Source organism: Dermacoccus sp. Ellin185 (assembly GCF_000152185.1).
Lineage (GTDB): Bacteria > Actinomycetota > Actinomycetes > Actinomycetales > Dermatophilaceae > Dermacoccus > Dermacoccus nishinomiyaensis.
In genome coordinates, this window is sequence record NZ_AEIQ01000033.1 from 1 (window position 1) to 25,929 (window position 25,929).

General features: G+C 70.8%; 22 protein-coding genes, 1 tRNA gene and 1 riboswitch. Of the genes, 11 read left to right on the forward strand and 12 right to left on the reverse strand.

Going from position 1 to position 25,929, the window contains the following annotated elements; genetic code table 11:
• Nucleotides 1-1,836, forward strand: a 1,836-nt coding sequence (locus HMPREF0321_RS01675) for an AAA family ATPase (protein ID WP_006943723.1), incomplete at its 5' end; no start/stop codon positions are given.
• Nucleotides 1,837-1,848: 12 nt separating this feature from the next.
• Here HMPREF0321_RS01675 and HMPREF0321_RS01680 read toward each other — a convergent pair.
• Together HMPREF0321_RS01680 and HMPREF0321_RS01685 are read right to left on the reverse strand one after the other, a co-directional pair.
• Nucleotides 1,849-4,392 carry an ABC transporter permease gene (locus HMPREF0321_RS01680; RefSeq protein WP_006943705.1) on the reverse strand — a complete coding sequence of 848 codons (2,544 nt, stop codon included), beginning with the start codon at nt 4,390-4,392 and terminating at the stop codon, nt 1,849-1,851.
• A gap of 1 nt (nt 4,393) precedes the next feature.
• A complete protein-coding gene (locus tag HMPREF0321_RS01685; RefSeq protein WP_083803167.1) occupies nt 4,394-5,140 on the reverse strand; it encodes an ABC transporter ATP-binding protein in 747 nt (248 codons plus the stop codon).
• 181 nt (nt 5,141-5,321) lie between these two features.
• On the opposite strand from HMPREF0321_RS01685, the gene HMPREF0321_RS01690 reads away from it, so the two are divergent.
• Nucleotides 5,322-5,618: a WXG100 family type VII secretion target gene (locus HMPREF0321_RS01690; RefSeq protein WP_006943722.1), complete on the forward strand. Its 297-nt coding sequence runs from the start codon at nt 5,322-5,324 to the stop codon at nt 5,616-5,618.
• 53 nt (nt 5,619-5,671) lie between these two features.
• Here HMPREF0321_RS01690 and HMPREF0321_RS01695 read toward each other — a convergent pair whose 3' ends face one another.
• The 4 genes from HMPREF0321_RS01695 to HMPREF0321_RS01710 all read right to left on the reverse strand — a co-directional run bounded on the left by HMPREF0321_RS01695 (nt 5,672) and on the right by HMPREF0321_RS01710 (nt 10,954).
• Nucleotides 5,672-7,816 (reverse strand): NADPH-dependent 2,4-dienoyl-CoA reductase, encoded by a 2,145-nt coding sequence (locus HMPREF0321_RS01695; protein ID WP_006943702.1) that lies wholly within the window; start codon nt 7,814-7,816, stop codon nt 5,672-5,674.
• A complete protein-coding gene (locus HMPREF0321_RS01700; RefSeq protein ID WP_006943718.1) occupies nt 7,813-8,544 on the reverse strand; it encodes a PadR family transcriptional regulator in 732 nt (243 codons plus the stop codon). The genes HMPREF0321_RS01695 and HMPREF0321_RS01700 overlap by 4 nt, the downstream gene beginning before the upstream one ends.
• Before the next feature lie 181 nt (nt 8,545-8,725).
• The gene (gene groL / locus HMPREF0321_RS01705; protein WP_006943711.1) at nt 8,726-10,363 is read right to left on the reverse strand and encodes a chaperonin GroEL; all 1,638 of its coding nucleotides are present in this window, start codon (nt 10,361-10,363) and stop codon (nt 8,726-8,728) included.
• 312 nt (nt 10,364-10,675) lie between these two features.
• A complete protein-coding gene (locus HMPREF0321_RS01710) occupies nt 10,676-10,954 on the reverse strand; it encodes a DUF3263 domain-containing protein (RefSeq protein ID WP_006943707.1) in 279 nt (92 codons plus the stop codon).
• Nucleotides 10,955-11,034: 80 nt separating this feature from the next.
• Here HMPREF0321_RS01710 and HMPREF0321_RS01715 point away from each other — a divergent pair, with 80 nt between their 5' ends.
• The 6 genes from HMPREF0321_RS01715 to HMPREF0321_RS01740 all read left to right on the forward strand — a co-directional run bounded on the left by HMPREF0321_RS01715 (nt 11,035) and on the right by HMPREF0321_RS01740 (nt 16,393).
• Entirely contained in the window at nt 11,035-11,709 is a 675-nt protein-coding gene (locus HMPREF0321_RS01715; RefSeq protein WP_006943720.1) for a uracil-DNA glycosylase, read from the forward strand.
• Nucleotides 11,706-12,581 carry an SGNH/GDSL hydrolase family protein gene (locus HMPREF0321_RS01720; RefSeq protein WP_006943716.1) on the forward strand — a complete coding sequence of 292 codons (876 nt, stop codon included), beginning with the start codon at nt 11,706-11,708 and terminating at the stop codon, nt 12,579-12,581. The genes HMPREF0321_RS01715 and HMPREF0321_RS01720 overlap by 4 nt, the downstream gene beginning before the upstream one ends.
• Before the next feature lie 66 nt (nt 12,582-12,647).
• Entirely contained in the window at nt 12,648-13,448 is an 801-nt protein-coding gene (gene modA, locus HMPREF0321_RS01725; RefSeq protein ID WP_006943714.1) for a molybdate ABC transporter substrate-binding protein, read from the forward strand.
• A gap of 1 nt (nt 13,449) precedes the next feature.
• Complete coding sequence (gene modB / locus HMPREF0321_RS01730) at nt 13,450-14,274, forward strand: molybdate ABC transporter permease subunit (protein WP_235181943.1); 825 nt, start codon at nt 13,450-13,452, stop codon at nt 14,272-14,274.
• Complete coding sequence (locus HMPREF0321_RS01735; RefSeq protein WP_006943706.1) at nt 14,271-15,380, forward strand: ABC transporter ATP-binding protein; 1,110 nt, start codon at nt 14,271-14,273, stop codon at nt 15,378-15,380. Before modB ends, HMPREF0321_RS01735 begins: the two co-directional genes overlap by 4 nt.
• A 221-nt stretch (nt 15,381-15,601) precedes the next feature.
• Nucleotides 15,602-16,393 carry an SDR family NAD(P)-dependent oxidoreductase gene (locus tag HMPREF0321_RS01740; protein WP_006943715.1) on the forward strand — a complete coding sequence of 264 codons (792 nt, stop codon included), beginning with the start codon at nt 15,602-15,604 and terminating at the stop codon, nt 16,391-16,393.
• Here the strand turns inward: HMPREF0321_RS01740 and HMPREF0321_RS14555 are convergent.
• The gene (locus tag HMPREF0321_RS14555) at nt 16,353-17,234 is read right to left on the reverse strand and encodes a phosphatase PAP2 family protein (RefSeq protein WP_050786425.1); all 882 of its coding nucleotides are present in this window, start codon (nt 17,232-17,234) and stop codon (nt 16,353-16,355) included. The genes HMPREF0321_RS01740 and HMPREF0321_RS14555 overlap by 41 nt on opposite strands.
• A 90-nt stretch (nt 17,235-17,324) precedes the next feature.
• On the reverse strand, nt 17,325-17,639 hold the full coding sequence (locus tag HMPREF0321_RS01750) for a hypothetical protein (RefSeq protein ID WP_006943710.1): 315 nt from the start codon (nt 17,637-17,639) through the stop codon (nt 17,325-17,327).
• Between the two features lie 85 nt (nt 17,640-17,724).
• Here HMPREF0321_RS01750 and HMPREF0321_RS01755 point away from each other — a divergent pair.
• Nucleotides 17,725-17,797, forward strand: a tRNA-Thr gene (locus HMPREF0321_RS01755).
• Between the two features lie 96 nt (nt 17,798-17,893).
• Here HMPREF0321_RS01755 and HMPREF0321_RS17285 read toward each other — a convergent pair.
• From HMPREF0321_RS17285 to HMPREF0321_RS01770, 3 genes are all read right to left on the reverse strand, one after another.
• Entirely contained in the window at nt 17,894-18,640 is a 747-nt protein-coding gene (locus tag HMPREF0321_RS17285) for a transglycosylase family protein (RefSeq protein WP_006943724.1), read from the reverse strand.
• 6 nt (nt 18,641-18,646) lie between these two features.
• A riboswitch (cyclic di-AMP (ydaO/yuaA leader) is annotated at nt 18,647-18,800 on the reverse strand.
• Nucleotides 18,801-18,977: 177 nt separating this feature from the next.
• The gene (locus HMPREF0321_RS01765; RefSeq protein WP_006943709.1) at nt 18,978-20,525 is read right to left on the reverse strand and encodes a threonine/serine exporter ThrE family protein; all 1,548 of its coding nucleotides are present in this window, start codon (nt 20,523-20,525) and stop codon (nt 18,978-18,980) included.
• Nucleotides 20,526-20,595: 70 nt separating this feature from the next.
• On the reverse strand, nt 20,596-22,470 hold the full coding sequence (locus HMPREF0321_RS01770; RefSeq protein WP_050786426.1) for a serine/threonine-protein kinase: 1,875 nt from the start codon (nt 22,468-22,470) through the stop codon (nt 20,596-20,598).
• Nucleotides 22,471-22,643: 173 nt separating this feature from the next.
• Between HMPREF0321_RS01770 and HMPREF0321_RS01775 the strand changes: the two genes are divergently transcribed.
• Nucleotides 22,644-24,059 (forward strand): trehalose-6-phosphate synthase, encoded by a 1,416-nt coding sequence (locus tag HMPREF0321_RS01775; RefSeq protein ID WP_006943725.1) that lies wholly within the window; start codon nt 22,644-22,646, stop codon nt 24,057-24,059.
• Nucleotides 24,056-24,940: a trehalose-phosphatase gene (gene otsB / locus HMPREF0321_RS01780; RefSeq protein ID WP_006943712.1), complete on the forward strand. Its 885-nt coding sequence runs from the start codon at nt 24,056-24,058 to the stop codon at nt 24,938-24,940. Before HMPREF0321_RS01775 ends, otsB begins: the two co-directional genes overlap by 4 nt.
• Here otsB and HMPREF0321_RS01785 read toward each other — a convergent pair.
• On the reverse strand, nt 24,915-25,929 hold a 1,015-nt coding region (locus tag HMPREF0321_RS01785), incomplete at its 5' end, for a LacI family DNA-binding transcriptional regulator (RefSeq protein WP_006943708.1). The genes otsB and HMPREF0321_RS01785 overlap by 26 nt on opposite strands.

The following is a 25,929-nucleotide window of genomic DNA, read 5'->3' on the forward strand; positions in this document are numbered from 1 at the left end:
GTCGGGCGCCGCCACGTCTCCGACGAGGCGGGCGACCCGCTCGTCATCGACTGGCGGGCGCCCGTGTCGACGGCGTTCTACCGCGCCTCCCCTGCCGAACCGATGGGCGTGTCGCTGCGGCGGCGCTTCGGCGTCGAACGCGGCGAGCTGACGGCGTACGAGGACGAGCGTCTCGATGCTCCTGGGGGCACCGACGAGTCGGGCGCCGACGATCGGGCGGGCAGCGACATCCTCGCCGCCGAGATCGAACGCCCCCGCTCGGGCCCGATGCGCGACATCGTCTCGACGATCCAGCCCGAGCAGGATGCGCTCGTGCGCGCCGACGTCGCGACCACCGTCTGCATCCAGGGCGCGCCCGGCACCGGCAAGACGGCTGTCGGCCTGCACCGCGCGGCGTGGCTGCTGTACTCGTTCCGCGCCCGCCTCGATCGCGCCGGCGTCCTCGTCGTCGGCCCGAACGCGGCGTTCCTCGACCACATCTCCGCGGTGCTGCCGTCGCTCGGCGAGGCGCGCGTCGCCCACGCGACGATCGAGACGCTCCTCGACGGCAGCTACCGCGACGACACCCCGAAGAACCGACGCTGGCTCGTGCGCGGCGCGGACGAGGCGCAGGTCGCCGTCCTCAAGGGCGCTGCGCGGTGGGCCGGCATCATCCACCGCGCGGTGTGGGCCCACGTCGGGCACCCCGACGAGGCGCTCGTCGTCCCCCGTGGCGCGCGACGCTGGCGGGTGCCCGCGTACGAGGTGGCCGAGATCGTCGCCGAACTCCGTTCGCGCGGCGTGCGATACGAGGCCGCGCGGGCGATGATGGCGCAGCGCCTCGCGCACAGCGTCATGCTGCAGCTCGAGGCCGCGGGCGACTCCCCCGACGATCGCGTCCAGGATTCCATCGCCCGCAGCGCGTCGGTGAAGGCGTACGTCAAGGCCCTGTGGCCGCAGCTCGACGCCGCCGGCGTCGTCCACCGCCTCCTGTCGGACGCCGACTTCCTCCACGAGTGCGCCGACGGCGACCTCGACCCGCACGAGGAGGCGAGCGCGGTGTGGGAGAAGCCGCCGCGCACCAAGGGGTCCGCGAAGTGGTCACCGGCCGACCTCGCGCTGCTCGACGAGGCCGCCGACTGCATCGAACGCACGACGAGCCTCGGGCACGTCATCGTCGACGAGGCGCAGGATCTGTCGGCGATGCAGCTGCGCGGCGTCGGGCGCCGCTGCTCGACGGGCTCGGCGACGGTGCTCGGTGACGTCGCGCAGGCGACGACGCCGTGGGCACCGGGGTCATGGACTGCGACGATGTCACACCTCGGCAAGAGCGACTTCCACCTCGAGGAGCTGCTGCAGGGCTTTCGCGTGCCCGCTGCCGTCATCGAATACGCCTCACAGCTGCTGCCCGTCATCGCGCCCGGCCTCGCCGCACCGCAGTCGGTGCGCAGCAACCGCGGCGAACTCGACCTCGTCGAGACTGGCCCCGACGCGCTCGCGGCCGCCGTCACGGATGCGGTGCGCCATGCGACGACGACGCCCGGGTCGGTCGGCGTCATCGCCGTCCCCGGCGCGCTCGACGACATCGCGGAGGCGCTGGCACACGCCGGCATCGGCTTCGGGCGCCTCGGCGCGGATCACGGTGACGACGCCGACCATCAGGTCGAGCTCGTGCCCGCGCAGGTCGCGAAGGGCCTCGAGTTCGACCGCGTCATCGTCGTCGAACCCGCCGACATCGCGGACGCCGAACCCGATGAGGCGACCGGCCTGCGGCGTCTCTACGTCGTGCTGACGCGCGCCGTCAGCGCCCTGAGTGTCGTCCACGCGCGCCCGATCCCGGCGCCGCTGACGTCGTGAGAGCGCACCCGGTCACGGCGCGCTGATCGCGGCGAGAACGTTGAGTTTCGCGGCGCGCCGCGCCGGCCACCAGGCGGCGAGGACGCCGACGAGGGCGGCGAGCAGGAGGAAGAGCGCGAGCCGCAGCCACGGGATGACGAGCACGTCGACGCCCGAGTTCGCCTGCGTGCGCTGGAACAACACCCCGAAGATCGTGCCGAGCACGACACCGATGACGGCGCCGACGAGCGAGATCGTCACCGCCTCGAGGCGCACCATGGAGCGCAACTGCGAGCGGGCGAGGCCGACGGCGCGCAGCAGGCCGATCTCGCGGGTGCGTTCGGTGACGGACAGCGCGAGCGTGTTGATGATGCCGAGCACCGCGATGACGATGGCGAGACCGAGCAGGCCGTAGATGAGCACGAGCATCGTGTCGATCGGGGCTCGCTGCTCGGCGGCGTAGCCGGCCTGATCCTTGACCGTGACGGTCGGCAGATCGGCGACGACCGAGTCGAGCCCCTTCTTGACGTTCGCCGCATCCGCGCCGGGTCGGCGCAGCACGTAGAGGGTGTTGTCCTTCGTCGAGCCGCCCACCGCCTCGAACGTCGGCATGCTGACGACGTAGTCCGCCGCGCGCGGGCTCGCGTCACGGTCGAAGATGCCGATGACGGTGAGGCGCTTGACGTTCGCTCTGCCGATCGTCAGGCGCGTCACGTCTCCGACCGTGATGCCGTACGCCTTCGCCTTCTCCGACGAGATGAGCACGGAGCGATCGTCGAGGGCGTCCTTGCCGGAGTCGAGTTCGACGGGTGCGACCTGACGGAACGTGGCGGCGTCGACGCCTTCGATCGTCGCGGGCGCATCGTTGAACGTGCCGTCACCGAGACGCAGGCGCGAGACGGTCTGTACGCCGTCGACGCTGCGCATCCGCGTCGCGATGGAGGCGGAGATCGGCTCGGAGAACTGCCCGCTGACGACGTAGTCGCCGCGGAAGTTCTTCGCGATGAGCGCATCGACGCTGCCCGAGGCGGACGCGCCGAACACCGTCATCATCGACACGAGCGCCATGCCGATCATGAGGGCCGACGCGGTCGCCGCGGTGCGGCGCGGGTTGCGCAGGCTGTTCTCGGCCGCGAGCTGTGCGACGATTCCCGAGCGCGGGCGCGCCACGGCGGCGATCGCACGCACGACGGGACGCGCGAGCACCGGCGTCGCCGAGATCGTGCCGAACAGCATGAGCACCATGCCTGCGACGAACACCCAGATCGAGGTGTCGGCCGCGAGCTTCCAGGCGGCCAGGGCTGCACCGACGACGAAGACGAGGGCGCCGACGACGGCGCGGCGGCGCACCGTCTGCTCGGGTTCGACCTGGTCGTCGCGCATCGCCGCGATCGGTGAGATGCGCGAGGCTCGCCGCGCCGGCAGCCAGGCGGCGAGCGCCGTCACGCCGAGCCCGACGAGCAGCGACACCGCCACTGTGCGCGGTTCGAGGACGAGCCCACCGGTGTCGATGTCGGCGCCCAGCGCTGAGAGCAGCGCCGAGATGCCCTTCGCAAGCAGCACGCCGACCCCGATGCCGACGAGTGAACCCACGAGGCCGACGACGAGCGCTTCGACGAGCACGCTGGCGAGGACCTGGCGTGACGACGCGCCGAGTGCCCGCAGGAGCGCGAGTTCGCGGCTGCGTTGCGCGACGAGGATGCCGAAGGTGTTGACGATGAGGAACGAGCCGACGAGCAGCGCGACGCCCGCGAACACGAGCAGGAACGTCGTGATGAACGACAGCGCCTTCTTGATGCCGCTCGCGGCCTCGTCGGAGGCCTGCTTGCCGGTGACCGCCTCGAAACCCTTCGGCACGAACGGTTTGATCTGCTCGACGACGGTGCTCTGCGACACCCCGGGGCGCGCCTGGACCCACAACGAGGTGTAGGCGTCCTTGCCGTCGAGGAACAACTGCTGCGCAGTCTTCGTGTCGACGACCGCGAGCGTCGAGCCCACCATCGAGCCGTTCGCGTAGCTCGCGTACCCGACGAGCCGGCCGGACCAGCGCGGCGTCTGGCCCGAAGTCAGGATGCTGACGGTGTCGCCCAGGTGGTAGCCGCCGCGTTCGGCTGTCTTCGCATCGAGCGCGATCTCCCTCGCCGACGTCGGTGCCCGCCCCTGCGTGATGTGCAGCCCGGGCACGCCGTCGGCGGCGCGTGCGTCGTGGTAGTTCACCCCGAACGCGGGCGCCCCCTGGCCGCCGATGACCTTGCCGTTCTTCGCGAGGACGGTGGCGCTCATCGACGAGACGACGCCGTCGACCTGCGCGACGCCCTTGGCCGAGCGCGCCTTGGCGAGGACGTCGGGGCCGATCGTGCGCGTGTCGCCGCCGCGCGAGTGCTGCGAGGCGTCCTGGGTGGCACGCACGGTGGCGTCGCCGACGGTGCCGTTCATGATGCCGCTGAACGCGCGGTTGAGGGAGTCGGTGAACATGAGCGAGCCGGCGACGAACGCGACGCCGAGCACGATCGCGAACGTGCTCATGAGCAGGCGCAGCTTGCGCGCCCAGACGGCCTTGAGCGAGGTGGTGAGCACGTCAGCGCCTCGCGGCGGCGTCGAACGCCTTCATGCGATCGAGGACGCGCTCGGACGTCGGCTCACGCATCTCGTCGACGACGCGTCCGTCCGCGAGGAAGACGACGCGGTCGGTGAAGCCCGCGGCGACGGGGTCGTGCGTCACCATGACGATGGTCTGGCCGAGTCGGTCGACGCTGCGGCGCAGGAACGACAGCACCTCTTCGCCCGAGCGGGAGTCGAGGTTGCCGGTCGGTTCGTCCGCGAAGATGATGTCGGGCTGCGTGACGAGCGCCCGCGCGCACGCGACGCGCTGCTGCTGGCCGCCGGACAGCTGGCTCGGACGGTGCCCGAGCCGTTCGCGCAGGCCGACGGCGTCGATGACGTCGTCGAACAGCTCTTGATCGACCTTTCTGCCCGCGATCGAGGCGGGCAGCATGATGTTCTCGCGCGCCGTCAGCGTCGGCACGAGGTTGAACGATTGGAAGATGAAGCCGATGTGGTCGCGCCGCAGGCGCGTGAGGCGCTTGTCGTCGAGGGAGCTGACCTCGATGTCACCGATGAAAACCCGCCCCGACGACGGCGTCTCCAGCGCCGCGAGGCAGTGCATGAGCGTCGACTTGCCCGAGCCGCTCGGGCCCATGACGGCGGTGAACTCCCCTTCGAACAGCTCGAGGCTCACCCCGTCGAGGGCGAGCACCCGTGCGTCACCCTCGCCGTAGGCCATCGTCAGGCCGTCGGCCTCGGCTGCCACCACACGCTTCGTCATGATGCCAAGGTAGCTGTCCACTCCGACAACCGTCCCCCGGGCCGCGAGACAGGCTCGTTCATCCACAGCTGTGACGGCTGCGTGGCTCTGTGGACGGCCCGAAGCACGGGTGGGCGCCGTCGGCCTACCGTCGGAGGCAAGCGCCACGGGAGCAGCCCGCGCGCCCCACGAAAGGCACATCATGGCATCGCAGTACACCGTCGACTCCGACGCGATCTCCGCTCACGGCACCGACACCGCGACGCTCGTCACCGACCTCGAGACGTCGCTGACGAACCTCAACACGAAGCTGACGACGCTGCAGACGCAGTGGAAGGGTTCGGCGCAGACGAACTTCACCTCGCTCATGACGACGTGGAACACCGACATGAACAAGCTGAAGTCGACGCTCGACACGATCAGCTCGACGCTGCACCTCACGAGCAGCGAGTACTCGACGGCGGAGGACAACAACGTGCGCCGTTGGGTCACCGCCTGAGCGCGGCACCTCCCGGCCGTCGGGCCCGACGACGTGTCGGGCCCGACGGTTCGTCACAGCGCCGCGGCAAGCTCCGTGGCCTGCTTGATGGCGCGCTTCGCGTCGAGCTCTGCGGCGACGTCGGCGCCGCCGATGACGGTGACCTTCGCCGGGTCGAGACCGAACGTATCGGCCACCGACTCCTGACCTGCGCAGATGACGACGGTGTCGACGTCGAGCACGCGCTTGGTCGGCTCCTGGCCCTCGAACTTCGCCTTCGCCTCGGCGGGGACGCTCGCGTACTTCGCGTCGAGGGCCTTGAGCTGCGGCACCATCGTCAGGGGCAGGCCCGTCTTCTTCGACGCCTTCGTCAGCGGCCCGACGGCGCGCGGCGGTGCGGGCGTGATCGTCAGGTGCAGGCCGGCGTCGTCGACCTTGTCGTAGGTGGCGCCGCCGATGAACTCGACCTTCGAGTCCTTGAGCGTCTGACGGTGCACCCAGCCGCTCGTCTTGCCCAGGCCCTTGCCGAGCGCGGTGTGCTTGCGCTGCACGAGGTAGACCTGGCGGCGCGGCCTCTCCGTGACCTTCTCGACGATGTTGCCGGGCACGTTCTCCGACTCGGTGACGCCCCAGCGCTCCATCCAGTGCTTGAGGTTCTCGTGCGGCTCGTGCAGCAGGTACTCGCTGACGTCGAAGCCGATGCCACCGGCACCGACGACGGCGACGCGCTCACCGGCGACCTTCTCACCGCGCAACAACTCGTCGTACATGACGACCTTCGCGTGGTCAATGCCCTCGATGGCGGGGCGACGCGGCGTCACGCCCGTGGCGAGGACGACGTGGTCGTAACCGTCGAGCGTTTCGGCGTCGGCGCGTGTCGAGAGGCGGACGTCCACCTTCAACTCGTCCAGCCGCGTCATGAAGTAGCGCAGCGTCTCGGCGAACTCCTCCTTGCCGGGGATGTTCATCGCGAGACGGAACTGACCGCCGAGGTGGTCGCGTGCCTCGAAGAGGGTGACGTCGTGGCCGCGCTCGGCGAGGTTCGTCGCGGCGGCAAGCCCGGCGGGGCCCGCGCCGACGACGGCGACGCGCTTGGCGCGCGGCTTCGGCACGGGCAGCAGGACGAGCTCGCCCTCGCGTCCGGCCTGCGGGTTGACGAGGCAGCTCACCTTCTTGCCGCTGAACGTGTGGTCGAGGCACGCCTGGTTGCACGCGATGCACGTGTTGATCAGGTCGGCGCGGCCCGCCTGCGCCTTCTTGACGAAGTCGGGGTCCGCGAGCAGCGGACGCGCCATCGAGACCATGTCCGCGAGACCGTCCGCGATGATCTGCTCGCCCACCTCGGGGGTGTTGATGCGGTTGCTCGCGATGACGGGGATGTCGACCTCGGCGCGCAGCTTGCCCGTCGCCCACGCGAACGCGGCGCGCGGCACCGACGTCACGATCGTCGGGATGCGCGCCTCGTGCCAGCCGATGCCGGAGTTGAACATCGACACGTCACCCTGCAGGTGCTGCGCGAGCGTCGCGATCTCCTCGAACGTCTGGGAGTTGTCGACGAGGTCGGCCACGGAGATGCGGTACAGGACGAGGAAGTCGTCGCCGGCGGCATCGCGGACGGCGCGCGCGATCTCGCGCGGCAGCGTCATGCGCTTCTCGGCGGAGCCACCGAAACGGTCGGTCCGGTCGTTCGTGCGGGCGGCGAGGAACTGGTTGATGAGGTAGCCCTCGGAGCCCATGATCTCGACGCCGTCGTAGCCGGCCTCCTTCGCGAGGCGCGCCGAGTTCGCGTAGTCGCGGATCGTCTTCTCGACGTCCTTCGTGCTCATCGCGCGCGTGCCGAACGGCGTGATCGGCGACTTCTTGTTCGACGCGCTCTTGCTCCAGGGCGTGTAGCCGTAGCGGCCCGCGTGCAGGATTTGCATGACGATGCGCCCGTCGTGCTCGTGGACGGCGTCGGTGACGAGCTTGTGCCGCCCGAGCTGCCGCTTCGCCGTCAGCATCGAACCCATCGGGCCGAGCTGGCCGGTGATGTTAGGCGCGAAACCACCCGTCACCATGAGCGCGACGCCGCCCTCCGCACGTGCCGCGAAGTAGCGCGCGAGCTGCGGGAAGTCCTTAGCCTTGTCCTCGAAGCCGGTGTGCATCGAGCCCATCATGACGCGGTTCTTCAGCGTGATGCCGCCGACGTCGAGGGGGCTGAGCAGGTGCTCGTAACTCATCGTGTTCTCCCGGGTGCTGGGGTGCGTTCGTTGTCGTGCGGTCTGTCTTTCACGCCATGCGGTCTGTCGTCCACGGCGACGCTCGCCGCGAGGTTCCCGTCGACGTCCACGTTCAGGTTTCCGTCCTCATCACCGTCCTCACCCCTGCGTGCAGGGGCACCCGGATGCACTTGCACGCAGGGGGTGGGCAGCGTCTCGCCGCTCAGCAGCGCCACCATCTCGTCGCACCACTCGAGCATGGCGCGTTCGGTGCGGATTCCCCCGCGCAGGACGGCGTAGGTCGGACGCTCCTCGTCGCTGAGGGATGACGGATCGGGGTAGTGCCTCGCGCAGTTGGCCTCGAAGTAGGCGAGCTGGGCGGCGTGCTCGTCGCGATGACGGCGGATGTCGGCGACGACGGCGTCCGCGTCGCCGAAGCGCATGCCGCGCACCTTGACGGCGAACTCGGAGCGCAGCGTCTCGCTCGGGGTGGGTGTGCGCGTCCATGCGAGTAGTTCCGCACGACCGGCCGGGGCGATCGTGTGGACGCGACGGTCGGGGCGACCCTCGCCCGCCTCGGTGCGGACCTCGACGAGGCCTGCGTCCGCCATCTTGGCGAGGACGCGGTAGATCTGCTGGTGCGTCGCGCTCCAGAAGAACCCGAGCGAACGGTCGAAGCGCCGCGTCAGGTCATACCCGCTCGCCTCGCGCTCGGCGAGGGACACGAGCAACGCATGCTGCAACGACATGCACCTAGTTTCATATGCGCAGATGCGCATGTCAACCGCCTCGATGTTGCCCGCGATTCGAGGCGCGGCACGCCCGAAACCCGGGCAACATCGCGAGAGGGAGTGCCGCCTGGACGACAAAAGGCTGACGCCCGCCCGAGCATTCACTCAGGCGGGCGTCAGCCCGTGGAGGCGCGCTTTCTCAGAAGCCCATACCGCCCATGCCACCGTCCATGCCCGCCGCAGCGTCAGCGCCGGCGTTCTTCTCCGGCTTGTCAGCGATGACGGCCTCGGTCGTGAGGAACAGCGCCGCGATGGACGCAGCGTTCTCCAGCGCCGAACGCGTCACCTTCGCCGGGTCGATGATGCCCGAGGCGATCATGTCGACGTACTCACCGCTCGCAGCGTTCAGACCCTGACCGGCGGGAAGCGAGCGCACCTTCTCGACGATGACGCCCGGCTCGAGGCCCGCGTTCGTCGAGATCTGCTTGAGCGGAGCCTCGGCAGCGACGCGAACGATGTTCGCACCCGTCGCCTCGTCGCCCTCGAGAGCGGAGAAGGCCGACTCGGCGTCCTTCGTCGCCTGGATGAGCGCGACGCCACCACCGGCAACGATGCCCTCCTCGACGGCTGCCTTCGCGTTGCGCACAGCGTCCTCGATGCGGTGCTTGCGCTCCTTGAGCTCGACCTCCGTCGCGGCACCCGCCTTGATGACGGCGACGCCGCCGGCGAGCTTCGCGAGGCGCTCCTGCAGCTTCTCGCGGTCGTAGTCGGAGTCGGAGTTCTCGATCTCGGCGCGGATCTGCGCCACGCGGCCCTTGATCTGCTCGTCGTCGCCAGCACCTTCGACGATCGTCGTCTCATCCTTCGTCACGACGATCTTGCGGGCGCGGCCGAGCATGTCGAGCTCGGTCGACTCGAGCTTGAGGCCGACCTCCTCGGAGACGACCTGGCCGCCCGTGAGGATAGCGATGTCACCGAGCATCGCCTTGCGGCGGTCGCCGAAGCCGGGAGCCTTGACGGCGACGGCCTTGAACGTGCCGCGGATCTTGTTGACGACGAGCGTCGACAGGGCCTCGCCCTCGACGTCCTCGGCGATGATCGCGAGGGGCTTGCCGGACTGCATGACCTTCTCCAGGACGGGCAGCAGGTCCTTGATGTTCGAGATCTTCGAGTTGACGATGAGGATGTACGGGTCGTCGAGGACGGCCTCCATGCGCTCGGTGTCGGTGACGAAGTAGCCCGAGATGTAGCCCTTGTCGAAGCGCATGCCCTCGGTCAGCTCGAGGTCGAGGCCGAACGTGTTCGACTCCTCGACCGTGATGACGCCTTCCTTGCCGACCTTGTCCATTGCCTCGGCGATGAGCTCACCGATCTGCGGGTCAGCGGCGGAGATGGACGCGGTCGCAGCGATCTGCTCCTTCGTCTCGATCTCCTGGGCGTGCTCGAGCAGCTGCTTGCTGACGGCGTCGACGGCCGTCTGGATGCCGCGCTTCAGCGCCATCGGGTTCGCGCCGGCCGCGACGTTGCGCAGACCCTCGCGCACCATCGCCTGGGCGAGGACGGTGGCCGTCGTCGTGCCGTCACCGGCGACGTCGTCGGTCTTCTTCGCAACTTCCTTGACGAGCTCGGCGCCGATCTTCTCGTACGGGTCCTCCAGCTCGATCTCCTTGGCGATCGAGACACCGTCGTTGGTGATCGTGGGGGCGCCCCACTTCTTCTCCAGCACGACGTTGCGGCCCTTGGGGCCGAGGGTCACCTTCACGGCGTCGGCGAGCGTGTTCATGCCGCGCTCGAGGCCGCGACGGGCCTCCTCGTCGAAAGCAATGGTCTTGGCCATGGCTGTGGTTCCTCCACGTGACGTTCGGATCGACCACATCAGCGCCCGCGACGGACGGGCCCGATCACGCGCCGGTCATGTCGGCGCGCCCCGAACCCTCACTGCTGCAGTCAGGCTTTTGTCACTCTCACGATCAGAGTGCTAACCCCATGATTAGCACTCGCCCCCACCGAGTGCAAACCCTCCGCGCACGCACCCGCGTGTTGTTCGCTCATAGCGGCACCCCGACGTCTGTCGTGCGGCTGCCAAGATGGGCTGCGGCGCCACGAGAGCGGCGACATGCGGGGACGTGGCGGCGCGCTGAGCCGCGGTTCAGACGGTGCGTCGACGCCCCGCGCGGCGTCGCTGGATCCGCTTGACGAGCAACGGATCCGCGGCGAGCGCCGCCTCGGTGTCGGCGAGCTTGTTGAGCTGCTGGTAGTACTGCGTGCTCGTCAGCCCGAAGCGCTCCTTGATCGCCGCTTCCTTGGCGCCGGGCAGCTTCCACCACTCGCGTTCGAAGGCGAGCATCGCACGGTCGCGCTCGCTCAGCCCGGGCGCGTCGGCGTCACCGGGCACGTGGGCACCCGCGGGGGTCTCGATCATGGCCATCCGCTCAGGATACGAGGCCGCCCGGCCCGTTCCAACCGCGCTCGGGGCGGGTTGTCAGACCCGCGCGATAGGTTGGACACATGCCTCGTCCGTACGACGAACTCGTCCACCCGAGCTGGGTCGAACCCCTCGCGCCCGCCGCCGAGCACATCGCCGCCGCGGGGGCGTTCCTGCGTGACGAGGTGGCCGCGGGGCGCGGCTACCTGCCTGCGGGCGACGCCGTGCTGCGCGCGTTCACGCAGCCGTTCGACGAGGTGCGCGTCCTCGTCGTCGGCCAGGATCCGTACCCGACGCCCGGGCACCCGATCGGCCTGAGCTTCGCCGTCGCACCCGACGTGCGGCCCATCCCCCGCAGCCTCGCGAACATCTACACCGAACTGCACGACGACCTCGATATCACCCCACCCGAGCACGGTGACCTGTCGGCGTGGACCGATCAGGGGGTGCTGCTGCTCAACCGCGTCCTGACGGTGCAGCCCGGCAAGCCGGCGAGCCATCGCGGCAAGGGCTGGGAGCACGTCACCGCGACGGCGATCAACGCGCTCGTCGAGCGCGAGCAGCCCCTCGTCGCCATCCTGTGGGGGCGCGACGCGCGCTCACTCGCGCCGCACCTCGGCGACACGCCGACCGTCGAGTCGGCCCACCCCTCACCGTTGTCGGCCCGCGGCGGCTTCTTCGGCAGCAAGCCGTTCAGCCGCACCAACGCCCTGCTCGAAGAACTCGGCACGCACACGATCGATTGGCGCATCCCGTGACAGACACGACCCCCGACACCCGTACCGCCGAAGAGGCGCCCGCGGCCCGCAGCGGCCACGAGCGGACGTGGCGGCGCTACGTCGCCATCGGTGACTCCTTCACCGAGGGCATGAGCGACCCCGACCCGCGTCAGGACGACGCCTACCTCGGCTGGGCCGACCGGCTCGCCGTCGACCTCGCTCAGGTCGCCGACGGCGCGGGGCACGCATTTGAGTACGCGAACCTCGCGATCCGGGGCAAGCTGCTCGCCGACGTCGTCGGCCCGCAGCTCGACGCCGCGCTCGCGATGCAGCCCGACCTCGTCAGCATGGTCGGCGGCGGCAACAACATCATGCGCCCGAACGTCGACCTCGACGACGTTGCCGATCAGCTCGAGGCCGCCGTCGTCCGCCTCAAGGACGCCGGAGCCGACGTCATGCTCGCGACGATGGTCAACCCCACGGGTTCGAAGATCATGACCCGCTTGCGACCGCGCATCAGCTGGCACATCGCGAACCTGTGGGGCATCGCGCAGCGACACGACTGCTACGTGCTCGACGTGTGGGGCATGCGTGCACTGCGGGACATGCGCATGTGGGGTGCCGACCGCCTGCACCTGTCCCCCGAGGGCCACCGCCGTGTCGCGCAGCAGGCGGCGTGGACGCTGGGCCTGCCGACCGAGGGCGACTGGCTCGACCTGCTCCCGCCGCTCGAACCGAAGCCAGCCCGTCAGCGCCTGGCGGAGAACGCCGAGTGGTCGAAGGAATACTTCGGCCCGTGGATCGAACGCCGCCTGCGCGGCACGAGCTCGGGTGACGGGCGTGAGGCGAAACGCCCCCACCCGATGCCGATCGACCCGAGCGTCGCCGCCGAGCTGTTCCGACGGGCCTGACCACCCCGGCGTCCTCGCCCCGAGAACCGATCCGATCAGCCGACCGAGAGACAGAAGGCCACGAGGATGAATCGTTCCCTCACGACGGCGACCGCCGCCACCGCATCCGCCGCCGTGCTGGGTCTGTCCGGCTGCGGCGGGTCGAGCAGCACGAACTCGTCGGGCTCGAACGCCGCCGGCAGCTCCTCGGCCACGGCGAGCTCGAGCAAGACCATCACCGTCCTCGCCGCGGCCTCGCTCACCGAGAGCTTCACCAAGCTCGCCGAGGACTTCGAGAAGAACCACCCCGGCGTCGAGATCAAGATGAGCTTCGCAGGCAGCCAGGACATCGTGCGCCAACTCAAGGGTGGTGCACCGGCCGACGTCGTCGCCATGGCCGACACGACGACGCCCAAGACGATGCCGGCCGACATCACGCAGGGCAAGACCTGGACCGACTTCGCGACGAACGAACTCGAGATCGCGACGCCCAAGGGCAACCCGGGCCACGTCACCGACCTCGCGAGCCTCGCGAAGGTCAGCACCGTGCTGTGCGCCAAGACCGTGCCGTGCGGGCGCGCCGCCGACAAGGCGCTGGCGAAGGCGAACGTCCACGCGCACGTCGTCAGTTACGAGCAGAACGTCAAGTCGACGCTCGCGAAGGTCTCCTCCGGTGACGCGGACGCCGCGGTCGTGTACCGCACGGACGTCAAGGCCGCCGGTGACAAGGTGACGGGCGTCGATATCGCGTCCGGCTCGAACGTCAAGACGACGCTGCCGATCGCGACGTGGAGCAACAACGAGTACGCCAAGCAGTTCGTGCAGCTCATCACCGGCGCCGAGGGCCGCAAGGTGCTGAGCGACGCCGGGTTCGGCTCGCCGAGCTGACGTGAGCGCCCCCAGCGCCAGCAGAACGAGCCCCACCCGCCGCGCCCCCGATGCCGGCGGTGTGGTGCTCGGGGTGTTCGCAGCGGTCGCGGTCGCGTTCGTCGTCGTCCCGCTCGTCGCGCTGCTGCTGGAGGTGCGCTGGTCGCACTTCGCCGCCGACCTGCAGACCGCCGGCACACGCGACGCCCTCCTGTTGTCGCTTCGCACCACGACGACGACGGCAGCCCTGTCCGCGCTGTTCGGCACCCCTCTCGCCTGGTGGCTCTCGCGCCTGCGGGGGCGTGCCGCCGCGTGGCTGCGGGCGTTCGTCACGGTCCCCCTCGTGCTGCCGCCCGTCGTCGCCGGTGTCGCCCTGCTCGACGCGTGGGGGCGCGGCGGCCTCATCGGCACGGTGCTGCAGGACACCTTCGGCACGTCGCTGCCCTACTCGTGGGTGCGCGTCGTGCTCGCCGAGACGTTCGTCGCGATGCCGTTCTTCGTCGTCGCCGCCGAAGGCGCGTTCCGCGGCATCGACGCGCGGTGGGCGCGCACCGCCACCGCGCTCGGCGCGAGCCGCTGGTACACGCTGCGCCGCGTCCTCATCCCGATGGCGGCGCCGGGCCTGCTCGCGGGGTTGACGCTCTCCTGGGCACGCGCTCTCGGTGAGTTCGGGGCGACGATGACCTTCGCCGGCAGCTTCCCCGGCACGACCCAGACGGGCCCCCTCGCGGTGTATCAGGCGCTCGACATCAGTCAGGACGCCGCCACCGCCCTCGCGGCCCTCATGCTCGGCATCTGCCTCGTCGTGCTCGCCCTGCTGCGCGGACGCTGGAGCGGTGCGCGATGAACCCGCCTTTCTCGCCCGAACCGCCTGAGACGCCCGAACCGGAGGGGCTGAGCTTCGCCGGCACGATGCGGCGCGGCTCGTTCGAGCTCGAGGCCGCGTTCACGTGCGCCCCCGGCGAGGTGCTCGGGGTGCTCGGCCCCAACGGCAGCGGCAAGTCGACGCTCGTGGCCGGCATCAGCGGCCTCGAACATCTCACGAGCGGTGAGCTGCGCGTCGGGGAAGCCTGTTGGGACGACGGGCGCGGTCACGCCGTGCCCCCCGGCCACCGTCAGGTGGGTCTCATGACCGCGGCGGGAGACATCTTCGGCCATCTCGACGCCCTCGAGAACGTCGCGTTCGGGCTGCGGGCGCGGGGCGTATCGCGCTCCGCCGCGCGCCGTCGTGCCCGGCAGGAGCTCGAGCAGGTGGGCATCGCCGACCTCGCGAGCCGCCGTCCGCACGAGTTGTCGTCAGGCCAGGCACAACGCGTCGCTCTGGCCCGCGCACTGGCCCTCGACCCTCGGGTGCTGCTGCTCGACGAGCCGCTCTCGGCCATTGACCAGAGCGGCCGCGACGAGTTGCGCGCGCTGCTCGGCGAGCGCCTCGCGCGCACCGACGCCGTCACCCTGCTCGTCACTCACGACCCGCTGGAAGCACTGACGCTCGCCGACCGGCTGCTGTTCCTCGAAGCCGGGCGCGTGACGCAGCTCGCCCCGCCGCAGGAGGTCGTGCGCTATCCGCGCACGGCGTTCGCCGCCCGCGTCGTCGGCCTCAACCTGTGGCGAGGGGCGAGCGACGGTCGCGCCATCACGACACCGGGTGGCGCCCGCATCATGGCCGCGGACGTGCCGCCGTCGGGCGAGCGGGCGTTCGCGGCCTTCGCGCCGACCGCGGTCTCGCTGTGGCGCGAGGTGCCCGCCGGATCGCCTCGCAACACTTGGCCGCTCGTCGTGCAGCAGATCGAGCACACCGGGACGTCGGCCCGCGTGCACCTGCGGGGTGACGCAGGCGTCGCGGCCGATCTCGTGGCCGACGTGACGCTCGAGGCCGTCACCGAACTCGGCCTGCACCGCGGCTCGCACGTCGCAGCGAGCGTCAAGGCCACCGACGTCACGCTGTACCGCTGACCCCTCAGCGCGCGAGCTCCTCCTGCCCTCCTGCACCATCGCGACGGCCTCGCCCGACCCTCTTGCGCCCAGATGCACCCGGGCGCTCTTGCACGCAGGTGCATCTGGGCGCACGGAGGCGGGGCCGCCGCGTCGTCGGAGCGACACGACGAACCAGGCGCCGCGGGAACGAGGGTGACCCACCCCACATTTCATTCGCACCGCTCGTTAGAGTGCGTCACATGAAGATCACGCAGCACACCGTCGCTCTCATCTCCGGTGCCGGCTCGGGCCTCGGCGAGGCCACCGCCCGCCGCCTGCACGCCGACGGCGCGGCCGTCGTCATCGCCGACCTACCGAGTTCGAACGGCCAGGCCGTCGCCGACGACCTGGGCGAGCGCGCCCTGTTCGTCCCCACCGACGTGCGCGACGAGGAGCAGGTGCGCCAGGGCGTCAACGCCGCCGCCGAACTCGGTGAGCTGCGCATCGCCGTCGCCTGCGCCGGGGTCGGCACCCCGGGGCGCGTGCTCGGCAAGAACGGCGTCCACGCGCTCGAGAAGTACCGCACCGTCATCGACATCAACCTCGTCGGCACCTTCAACCTGCTGCGTCTGGCCGCCGAGGCGATGGTCGCGAACGAGCCCTCCCCCACCGACGACGGCGCACCGGACGCGCACGGTGACCGCGGCGTCATCGTCATGACGGCCAGCGCCGCCGCCTACGACGGCCAGATCGGTCAGGCGGCCTACGCCTCGAGCAAGGGCGGCATCGTCGGGCTGACGCTCCCCGCCGCGCGCGACCTCGCCGACAGCCACATCCGCGTCATGACGATCGCGCCCGGCACGATGGAGACGCCGATGCTCGCGGGGCTGCCGGAAGCGGCGCGCGAATCGCTCGGCAAGGTCGTGCCGCACCCCTCGCGCCTCGGCCGCCCGAGCGAGTACGCGGCACTCGTCGAGCACATCGTCGCGAACCCGCTGCTCAACGGTGAGGTCATTCGTCTCGACGGTGCGCTGCGTATGCCGCCGAAGTGAACCCCGGGTCCTCGTCCCAGATCTTCACCTCGGCCCCGCGCAGCAGGTTGACGTACAGAAGACCGAAACAGAAGAGTGCGATGCCACCGACGACGTCGAGGACGAAGTGGTTGCCCGTCGCCATAACGTCCCAGTACGTGACGAGCGGGTAGAGCCAGGCGGCGCGGGCCCACACGGGCCGGCGCCGCTTCCACGTGTCGTACACGACGTAGGCGACCCAGGTGGACCAGGCGCAGTGCAGGCTCGGCATCGCGGCGTACAGGTTGGCCGATTGCGACGGGTCACGCGCGAGGCGACCGCCCATGATGTTGTAGACGGCGTTGACGTCGATCATGCCGTCGACGGCAAACCGGGGCGGGGCCATCGGCAGCAACCAGAACACGAGCAGGCTGGGCAGCGTCATCGCGATGAGCAACCGTCTGAGGCGCCGGAACCCGTCCGGGTTCATCCACCAGGCCCACGCGAGCGCGATGGGCACCGTCGCGAGCACCATGCCGTAGTAGTACCCGGCGCCCTGCGCGAGGACGGGCACCTCGGCGAGCGATGAGTTGAGCCATCGTTCGATGTCGATGCGCAGCCACTGCTCCAGGTCGAACAGGCGGTGCGCATGCCGGACCGACTCGTCGTGCTCTCCGCGGATGTGCTCCTGCGCGAACGTGAAGTACTGGAAGAACATCCAGAACAGGAACAACTCGATGAGTAGCGCTGGGCGGCCACCGAGCGGGCGCACGAGCGCCCTCACGAAGCGGGGCGGCGGCTCGGTGGTGCTCAGCGAGAAGTCGTCACGCGACGGCGTCAGGTCGCGCATCGAACGCTCGGCAGGCGTGAGGGAGTCGGGCATGCCACTCCTCACCTCGTCGCGGCCGTCGAACAAAACACGTCAGTGTATCCCCGCGCACTCGGGCAGGCCGAGCCTCGGGGGCGGGCCCGCTCAGTGGCGGTCGATCAGGACGTACGACGCCGCCGCCGACAGTGCCGCCACCCCGACGACGGACGGCCACGCGCCGATCTTCTTCGCGAGCGGGTGCGAGGCGCCGAACCCGCCGACGTACACGGCGGTCAGCGCCGCCGTCTGGGCCGCGCCGCCCTTGGCGAGCCACGTGCGGCCCGCGTACCCGCCGGCGAGCGCGAGCACGACACCCCCGAGCGGACGGATACCCGTCTCACGGGCGGTGAGGTAACCGCCGAGGAGACCGAGGGCGGCGACGGGTGCGGTTTCGACGTCTGCTGCAGGCTTGAGATTCATGCCCTCATCGTAGGTCGTCGCCCGACGGGACGGGCATCGCGACCCGCCTCGTATAAGATCACAGGGCTGCCGATACCGGCAGTGTGCTGGAGTGGCGCAATCGGTAGCGCACCTGTCTTGTAAACAGGTGGTTGTGGGTTCGAGTCCCATCTCCAGCTCTCACCGCCCGCCTGCCCGGCCAGGGCACACGACGAGGGCCCCACCGCTTCGAAGCGGTGGGGCCCTCGTCGTCGATCAGGCGATCAGACGCGCGATCAGTGGTTGTTCAGGTGCGCCTGCAGAGCGCGGACGGTGCGGGCGTTGAGGTACGTCGCGCCGTCCTGGGAGATGCCGAGCTTCGACTGCAGCGCGGCGACCGTGCGGGGGCCGATGATGCCGTCGGGCGTCGTGCCGACCGTGCGCTGGAGGGCCATCTTCGTCTGCGGGCCGACGATGCCGTCACGGTACGTGCCGACCCAGGCCTGCAGCGAGCGAGCGGTCTGGCGACCGAGGATGCCGTCGACGGCGAGCTTGCCGGACGTCGCGGCGGGAGCCTTGACGGCAGAACGAGCGGTGGAACGCGACACCTGCGTGTTCGCGGCCGCAGCGGCAGGAGCCGCAGCGGTGCTGCCACCGTTGGCGCGGGTCAGGCCACCGCGCACGGAGCACACGGGCCAGGCGCCGGGGCCCTGGACGGCGAGGGTCTTCTGGGCGATCGCGATCTGCTGCTCGCGCGTGGCGAGGTCGGCGCGAGCGGCGTACTGCGTGCCACCGAAGCCGGCCCACGTCTGCTGCGTGAACTGCAGGCCGCCGTAGAAGCCGTTGCCCGTGTTGATGTGCCAGTTGCCGCCCGCTTCACAGGCGGCGACGCGGTCCCAGACCGAACCGGCCGGTGCGGCCGAGGCGGTGGTGGCGCTCGTGACGCCGGCGCCGACGGTGGCGGCACCGACGAGGGCGACGCCCGCAGCCTTGCGACCCATGGTCGAGTCGGAGGGAGCGGAGTGCTTCGGGGTGTAACCCATGGAGGTGTTTCCTTTCCTGACGACGCCGGTGAGGTGAGCTGTCGGGTTCGAGCGGTCAGGTGCTCGGCCGGTTCGGGACCGGCTTCACCCCAAGGCACTCAACGAGTGCCACGAGTGGGTCCCCCACCCTCGTCTGCGGTTCGCACGGTGCGAATGAAGCGGCGCCCGACGAGGTTTGGCGTTGGCGCTGCCCGCGAATTCTTGGTGTGTTGAGTTGTGAGCCGCTTGGGCGACACTCACGACATCGCCACAGCGAGGGGAACGTTACGCGACCTACGTCACAAAATGTGAATCACCGCGGCCCCCGCCGTCGCCGCGCGCGAGAACCCCCCGCCCGTCAGCGGCGACGAGCCCTGCGGCGCTGCACGATCGGGCGGTCGAAAGGCGCCGACAGCACGTCCCCGAGAAGCGCCCCCGTGCTCAGCGCGAGGGCGATCCCGACGGCGCCGAGCATCGTCGTCACCCCGACCCCGGACTGCGCCACGCGCGTCGCTCCGAGCAGTGAACCCGACACGGACTCGTACATGCCGCGGAAGATGCGCAGGCCGGGCAGCATCGGCGAGACCGCGGGCATGACGAGCACGAGCGCGGGGGCGCCCAGGCGCAGCGCGAGCAGTCGCGCGCAGAACCCTACGGCCGTCGCGGCCACCGCGGTCGCCGTCGTCGCGCCGAGGCCGATGGAGCTGACGAGGAACGTCACGCCGCCCACGCCCAGGGCGCCCATGACGGCCGTCGGCACGAGCATCCGGACACGCGAACGCATCGTCACGGCCGAGCAGACCGCGCCGAGCGCACCGCAGGCAACCTGGAGCAGAAAGGTCGTCGACGGCGAGTCGTAACGCAGCACCCCGGGCGACTGGAGCCCGAGGTCGAGGGCGTTGTCGAGACTCAGCGTCAAGGACAACCCCGCACCGACGCCGACCGTGATGCCCGCGCAGGCGAGGATCACCGTCAACACGCGCCCGGAGGCGGTGACGGGATAGCCGGTGACGGCGTCCTCGACCGCGGACGCCATCTGACGACCGGGCAGCAGCGCGACGATGCCGCCCGAGATCGCGTACGCGAAGTCGGCCATCGTCATCGAGCCGGGCAGGTGGGTGGCGACGAACTCGCCGACGAGATGACTCTGGTGCGACATGTACGCGAGCCACGCGAGCATCGTCGAGGCGAGTCCGCCGGCGGCCGCCGAGTAGAAGCTCGGCACCCCCAGGTTGCTCAGCACGCGCCCGATGCGGTCGACGATGATCGCCGACACGAACGCGACGGCGACGGCCATCCAGCTACCACCGAGGATCGTCGCGACCGACGCGGCGAGACCACCGAACGCGACCGAGACGAGCCATCGCGGGTACAGCCGCGGCATCCGCTGGATGCGCCGCAACTGCTTCGTCGCCTCGTCGAGATCCATGCCGCCCGCGACGAGGCGCTCGACGAACTGGTGCACGGCCGTCAGCCGGGAGAAGTCACGCGTCGACGAACGGGCGACGCGCAGCATCGTCAGCGGCGGATGGCCCGGATGCGGTGACGGCGTCTGCAGCAGCAGCGCCTGGTTCGTGATGTCGACCTCGAGGCGGCGCAGCCCCGCCGATGCGGCGACGGCGACGACGCTCGACTCGACGTCACGCGTGCTCGCCCCGCAGCGCAGCAACAACTCCCCTACGCGCACGGCGATGTCGAGCGCCTTGTACTGGGCCGAGTCGTCGCTGACTCCCGCGAGGACGTTCGGGTCGCGGTAGGGAGTGTTCTTCAGCGCATCGGCGATGGGCAGCGGCTCGGTGACCGGTTCGCTGCGCAGGAACCGCATCCGCGGCGCCAGGACCGGCTGCGTGTTCTCCGAGATCGGGTTGGGCCCCGTCGTGCCGTGCTCTCGTCCGTACTGACCCATTCCCTGATCCTAGGACGCCGAACGTGACGATCCCTCGGCGCGCGCTGTGGACGCGCTGTGGTGCATCGACTCAGCGCTGCACGCTCGGCGCGTACCGCGCCAGCGGGTCGTCGATGCCGCCCGTCAACGGGAACCATGAGATGTCGCCCTGCTGCAGGAACGAGCCGACCAGCATGAACAGGCCGAGGCCGACGGCGATGCCCGCGACGATGCGCGTCGCGTTCTGCGGCACGAGGCCGCGCACGAGCGAGCGCGAACCGCGTCGGTAGCCGACCGAACCGGCGCCCCGCCACAGCGCCAGTTGCGCGGCGCCCGCGCCGAGCACGAGCGGCAGCGCCCACCACACGCGCGGCACGCCGCCACGCACGGCCACCCAGCCGATACCGACGAGCGCCGCGACGCAGGCGAAGACGACGGTCGGCAGGATGAGGGCGAACAACGTCGACAGCGTCGCGCGCAACGCGTGCCACGGCGCACTCGCGACGGCGACGGCGCCGTCGCTGCGTCGTCGTCCGGCCTCGTAGCGTCGCAGGACGGTCTGGGTGATCGTGGAGTCGCTGAAGCGCGCGGCGAGGTTCCACACGACGAGCAGCACGAGCCCGACGACGGGCACGAGCGCCGTCACGCCCAACCACAGGACGAAGATCGCCTGCAGCGTTCCCGATCGATGCGGCAGGTTGATGCGCGGGTCGTGCTCGCCCGGGCGCGACTGCGGTTTCGGCGCGAACGGAACGGGCGCGGAGCCGTATGGGCTCGGGTTGGCATACCCCTGGGCGCCCTGACGCACCGGGGCCCCCTGCTGAGCGCGTTCGGCGTCCGTTGGCCCCGCACTCAGCGGCGGCGGCGACGTCACCGGCGCGACGCGCGTGGCGTCCGGGCGGCCGAGCACAGCCGTCGCGTCGGGGCGGGGTTGCTGCGATTCGGGGCGAGTCACGCGCGGCTCTGCCGCGCGTCGCACCGGGACGTACGTCGTCGGTTCGCCGCGCGCGTACCGCTCCATCTGTTCGATGACCTGCCGGGCCGACGGTCGCTCCTGCGGCACCGGGCTGAGCGCGGCGGCGAGCAGTGGCCGCAGCCGCGCGTCGACGCCGCCGAGGTTGGCCTGACCACGCGTCACGCGGTCGAGCACCGCCGGCATCGGGCCGCGCCCGAACGGCGGCTCACCCTGCGCGGCGAAGGCGAGCGTCGCGGCCCAGCCCCACCAGTCGGTCGACGTCGACACGGGCGCACCCTCGACGAGCTCGGGCGAGAGGTAGCCGGGGGTGCCCATGACGAGGCCGGTCGACGTCAGGCGCGCGTCGTCGGCGATGTGGGCGATGCCGAAGTCGATGACGACGGGGCGCCCGTCGACCATGAGCACGTTGCCCGGCTTGAGGTCGCGGTGGACGACGCCGGCGTCATGGATGGCCTGGATGGCGACGGCCAGGTCGCGCCCGAGGCGCGCCAGCGCGTCGGGCTCGAACGGCCCGCGGCGCTTGACGACCTCGTCGAGGGGGATGCCGGGCACGTACTCGGTGGCGATGTACGGGCGCTCGCCGTACGGCTCCGCGGCGATGACGGCGGCGACGCCGGGTGTGTGGACGCGTTCCAGCGTCGCGACCTCCCGCGCGAGGCGGGTGCGCGCGTCGGGGTCGTAGGCGATGTGCGGGCGCAGCACCTTGACGGCGACCTCCCGCCCGTCCGAGCTTCGGGTGTCGAGCGCGCGGTAGACGACGCCCATGCCGCCCTCGCCGATCTTGTCGAGGATGCGGAAGTGGCCGACGACGTCCCCACCGTCGGCCGGGGTGGCCGCGTGAGCGCCCGAGCCCTGCCGTGTCCGCGTGCCCTGCGGCGCCACCTGTGTCGCGTCGTCGTGACGCTCGGGCGTCGGCGACGGCGTCGGGTGGGTGCGCCGCGGCAGACGGTGTCCGGCGCGTGTCGGCTCAGGAGGCTCCGGGGACGTCATGGCTCCACGGTAGGCCGCGCACATGACAAAGTGCTGGATCGACGCGGCCCGGCACGCCCCCGCCGCCCGCGATAGGCTCGTGACGAAGACGCGAACGGCCCCGGCGCCCCGCCGAATTCGAGCGCACGCCGCACCTGTTCGTCCCGCGCACCGATGAGCGAAGGAACTTTCCGATGAGCGAGACCTACGACTTCGTCGTCGCGGCCAACCGGCTGCCCGTCGACCGCGTGACGACGCCGGACGGCGAGTCGCAGTGGCGCCGCTCCCCCGGCGGCCTCGTCACCGCGATGGACGCCGTCATGCGTGGGCGTGACGGCGCCTGGGTCGGCTGGGCGGGCGAGCCGGGTGAGGCGCCCGAACCGTTCGACGACGGCGGCATGCACCTGCACCCGGTCGCGCTGTCGGAGCAGGAGGTCGCCGACTACTACGAGGGCCACAGCAACGACACATTGTGGCCCGTCTACCACGACGTCATCATCACGCCGACGTTCCGTCGCAGCTGGCGTTCGGTGTATCGCCGCGTCAACCGTCGCTTCGCGAACGCCTGCGCCGAGGTCGCCGCGCAGGGCGCGACGGTGTGGGTGCACGACTATCAGCTGCAGCTCGTGCCGGAGATGCTGCGCGAGATGCGCCCCGACCTGCGCATCGGCTGGTTCAACCACATCCCCTTCCCCGCCGTCGAGCTGTTCGCGCAGCTGCCCGGGCGCGAGGAGATCCTCGAGGGGCTGCTCGGCGCCGACTTCCTGGGTTTCCAGCGCACCGAGGACGCGGGCAACTTCCTGCGCGCGGTGCGTCAGTACCTCGACCTCGACGTGACGGGCGACGTCGTCGACCTCGGCGAACGTCAGGTGCGCGCAGCCGCGGTGCCGATCTCGATCGACGTCGAGGGGCTGCGCGAGATCGTCGAGTCGGATTCGGTGCAGGCGCGGGCGCGTGAGATCCGCGAGCAGCTCGGCAACCCGGAGAAGATCCTGCTGGGCGTCGATCGCCTCGACTACACGAAGGGCATCCGTCACCGCCTCAAGGCGTTCGGCGAACTGCTCGCCGACGAGCGGCTCGACCCGAGCAAGCACAAACTCATCCAGGTCGCGACGCCGAGCCGCGAGCGCGTCAAGGCGTACATGGATCTGCGCGACCAGATCGAGCTGACGGTCGGGCGTATCAACGGTGACTTCTCGAGCATCGGCGCGACGGCGCTCACGTACCTGCACCGCTCGTTCGACCGCGAGGAGATGGCGGCGATGTTCGCGGCCGCCGACATCATGCTCGTCACGCCGCTGCGCGACGGCATGAATCTCGTCGCGAAGGAGTACGTGACGTGCTGCGCCGACGACGGGGCGCTCGTGTTGTCCGAGTTCACCGGCGCCGCGACGGAGCTGAGCGACGCCTACCTGTGCAACCCGCACGACATCGCGGGTCTCAAGCAGCAGATCATGAAGGCCGTCGACGCGCCGGCGCCCCAGCGTCGTCAGCGGATGGACTCGATGCGTGCCCTCGTGAGCGAGAACTCGGTGCAGCAGTGGGCGAAGAACTACCTCGCGAGCCTCGAGGCCGCCCCGAAGGCGCCGTCGACGCAGGCCGCATCGTGACCGCGACGCCGCTGCGGCCGCCGTCACGCGAGGAGCTGGGTGCTTTCGCGCGCCGCGGTGACGTGCTCGTCGCCTCCGACTTCGACGGGGTGCTCGCGCCGATCGTCCTCGACCCCGCGAGCGCCCGCCCGCAACCGGGCACGATCGAGGCACTCAGTGCGATGGCGGCGCTACCGGGCGTGAGCGTCGCACTCGCATCGGGTCGTGACCTCGCCACCCTGCGCGCGCTGACGGGGATCGACGAGTCCTCCCCCATTGTCCTCATCGGCAGCCACGGCGCAGAGATCTCGACCACCCTCGGCTCCGCCGCCTCGGGCGGCAGCGCGCTGAGCGACGTCGAGCGCGCCGCCCTCGACGGCGCCACCCACGCGCTCGAGACGATCGCCGAACGACTGCCCGCGACACGCGTCGAGTACAAGCCGGCCGGCGTCGTCCTGCACACCCGCGGCATGGACGAGGACGAGGCCGAGCGCGCGACCTGCGCGGCGCTCGCCGTCCCGCAGGATGTCCCGGGCGTCCACGCGATGCGCGGCAAGGCCGTCGTCGAACTGTCGGTGCTCGACGTGTCGAAGGGCGCGGCACTCGCGGCCCTCGCCGCCGAGCGCAACCTGCGTGCGACGTTCTACCTGGGCGACGACGTCACCGACGAAACGGTGTTCACGACGCTGCGCGCGGGAAGCGACATCGGCGTCAAGGTCGGCGACGGCGACACCGCCGCAGCGCACCGCGTCCCCGGCTGCACCGACGTCCCGCCGCTGCTCGACGCTCTGCTCGGCGCGCTGACGAAGGCGCGGCGCGACGCGCCACGAGACGACGCCGACGTCCGAGACGACGCCGACGCCGGTAAGGGCGCCGTCAGTGCACCGGAGGCGGGCCGGTAGAGGCGCGCACGACGAGGTCGGGCGCGAGCACCAGCTCACGGGCGCACGGCGCGGCCGCTGCGAGCCCACGGATCTGGTCGAGCAGCGTGTCGACGGCGCCGTCGGCGAGCGCGGGGACGTTCTGGCGCACCGTCGTCAGCGGCGGCGAGGTGTGCTCCGTCATCGCCGAGCCGTCGAAACCGACGACGGAGAGCTCCCTCGGCACGTCCAAGCCCGCGTGACGCGCTCCGCGGATGACGCCGAGCGCCATGAGGTCCGAGCCGCAGATGATGCCGCTCGCGCCCCGCGCGGTGAGCTGCGTTCCCGCGAGTTCGCCGCCCTCGACGCTGAACCACGTGTGTTCGACGAGCGCCTCGAACCCGAACTCGGCCGCGGCGTCGCGGAACGCCGTCAGCTTGCGGATCGACGGGGTGTAGCGTGCCGGCCCGACGGCCAGACCGAGCCGGCGGTGCCCCAGACTCAGCAGGTGGCTGACGGCGAGGCGCACCGCGACGTGGTCGTCCGTCGACAACGACGTGACGGCGAGGTCGTCGCGGTGGCCGTTGACGAGGACGACGGGCAGGCCCTGCGCGACGAGTTCCTGATGGCGCGCGATCGACGCCGTCGTGTCGGCGTGGCGCCCCGAGACGTGGATGAGCCCGGCGATGCCGCGTTCCAGCAACATCGACAAGTACTCATCCTCCTGCACCCCACCGGCGCTCGTCGGGCACAGGACGGCGGTGTACCCCGCTGCCGCGAGCCGCGTCGTGACGGCCTGTGCGAGCGCGGGGAAGATCGGGTTGTCGAGTTCGGGCACGACGAGGCCGATGGCGCCAGCCCCCGCGCGGCGCAGACTCGCGGGGCGTTCGTAGCCGAGGACGTCGACGGCGGTGAGGACGCTGCGGCGCGTGGCCTCGGCGACGCCGGCCTTGTTGTTGAGCACGCGCGAGACGGTCGCCTGCGAGACCCCCGCAGCAGCAGCGATCTGCTGCAGGCGCGGCGGCGATTCG

Bases quoted from the DNA above. Each gene is read 5' to 3' on its own strand.
- HMPREF0321_RS01685 (WP_083803167.1), bottom strand. From the start codon at position 5,140: ATGACGAAGCGTGTGGTGGCAGCCGAGGCCGACGGCCTGACGATGGCC.
- HMPREF0321_RS01690 (WP_006943722.1), top strand. From the start codon at position 5,322: ATGGCATCGCAGTACACCGTCGACTCCGACGCGATCTCCGCTCACGGC.
- HMPREF0321_RS01695 (WP_006943702.1), bottom strand. From the start codon at position 7,816: ATGAGTTACGAGCACCTGCTCAGCCCCCTCGACGTCGGCGGCATCACG.
- HMPREF0321_RS01700 (WP_006943718.1), bottom strand. From the start codon at position 8,544: ATGTCGTTGCAGCATGCGTTGCTCGTGTCCCTCGCCGAGCGCGAGGCG.
- groL (WP_006943711.1), bottom strand. From the start codon at position 10,363: ATGGCCAAGACCATTGCTTTCGACGAGGAGGCCCGTCGCGGCCTCGAG.
- HMPREF0321_RS01710 (WP_006943707.1), bottom strand. From the start codon at position 10,954: ATGGCCATGATCGAGACCCCCGCGGGTGCCCACGTGCCCGGTGACGCC.
- HMPREF0321_RS01715 (WP_006943720.1), top strand. From the start codon at position 11,035: ATGCCTCGTCCGTACGACGAACTCGTCCACCCGAGCTGGGTCGAACCC.
- modA (WP_006943714.1), top strand. From the start codon at position 12,648: ATGAATCGTTCCCTCACGACGGCGACCGCCGCCACCGCATCCGCCGCC.
- HMPREF0321_RS01735 (WP_006943706.1), top strand. From the start codon at position 14,271: ATGAACCCGCCTTTCTCGCCCGAACCGCCTGAGACGCCCGAACCGGAG.
- HMPREF0321_RS01740 (WP_006943715.1), top strand. From the start codon at position 15,602: ATGAAGATCACGCAGCACACCGTCGCTCTCATCTCCGGTGCCGGCTCG.
- HMPREF0321_RS14555 (WP_050786425.1), bottom strand. From the start codon at position 17,234: ATGCCCGACTCCCTCACGCCTGCCGAGCGTTCGATGCGCGACCTGACG.
- HMPREF0321_RS01750 (WP_006943710.1), bottom strand. From the start codon at position 17,639: ATGAATCTCAAGCCTGCAGCAGACGTCGAAACCGCACCCGTCGCCGCC.
- HMPREF0321_RS17285 (WP_006943724.1), bottom strand. From the start codon at position 18,640: ATGGGTTACACCCCGAAGCACTCCGCTCCCTCCGACTCGACCATGGGT.
- HMPREF0321_RS01765 (WP_006943709.1), bottom strand. From the start codon at position 20,525: ATGGGTCAGTACGGACGAGAGCACGGCACGACGGGGCCCAACCCGATC.
- HMPREF0321_RS01770 (WP_050786426.1), bottom strand. From the start codon at position 22,470: ATGACGTCCCCGGAGCCTCCTGAGCCGACACGCGCCGGACACCGTCTG.
- HMPREF0321_RS01775 (WP_006943725.1), top strand. From the start codon at position 22,644: ATGAGCGAGACCTACGACTTCGTCGTCGCGGCCAACCGGCTGCCCGTC.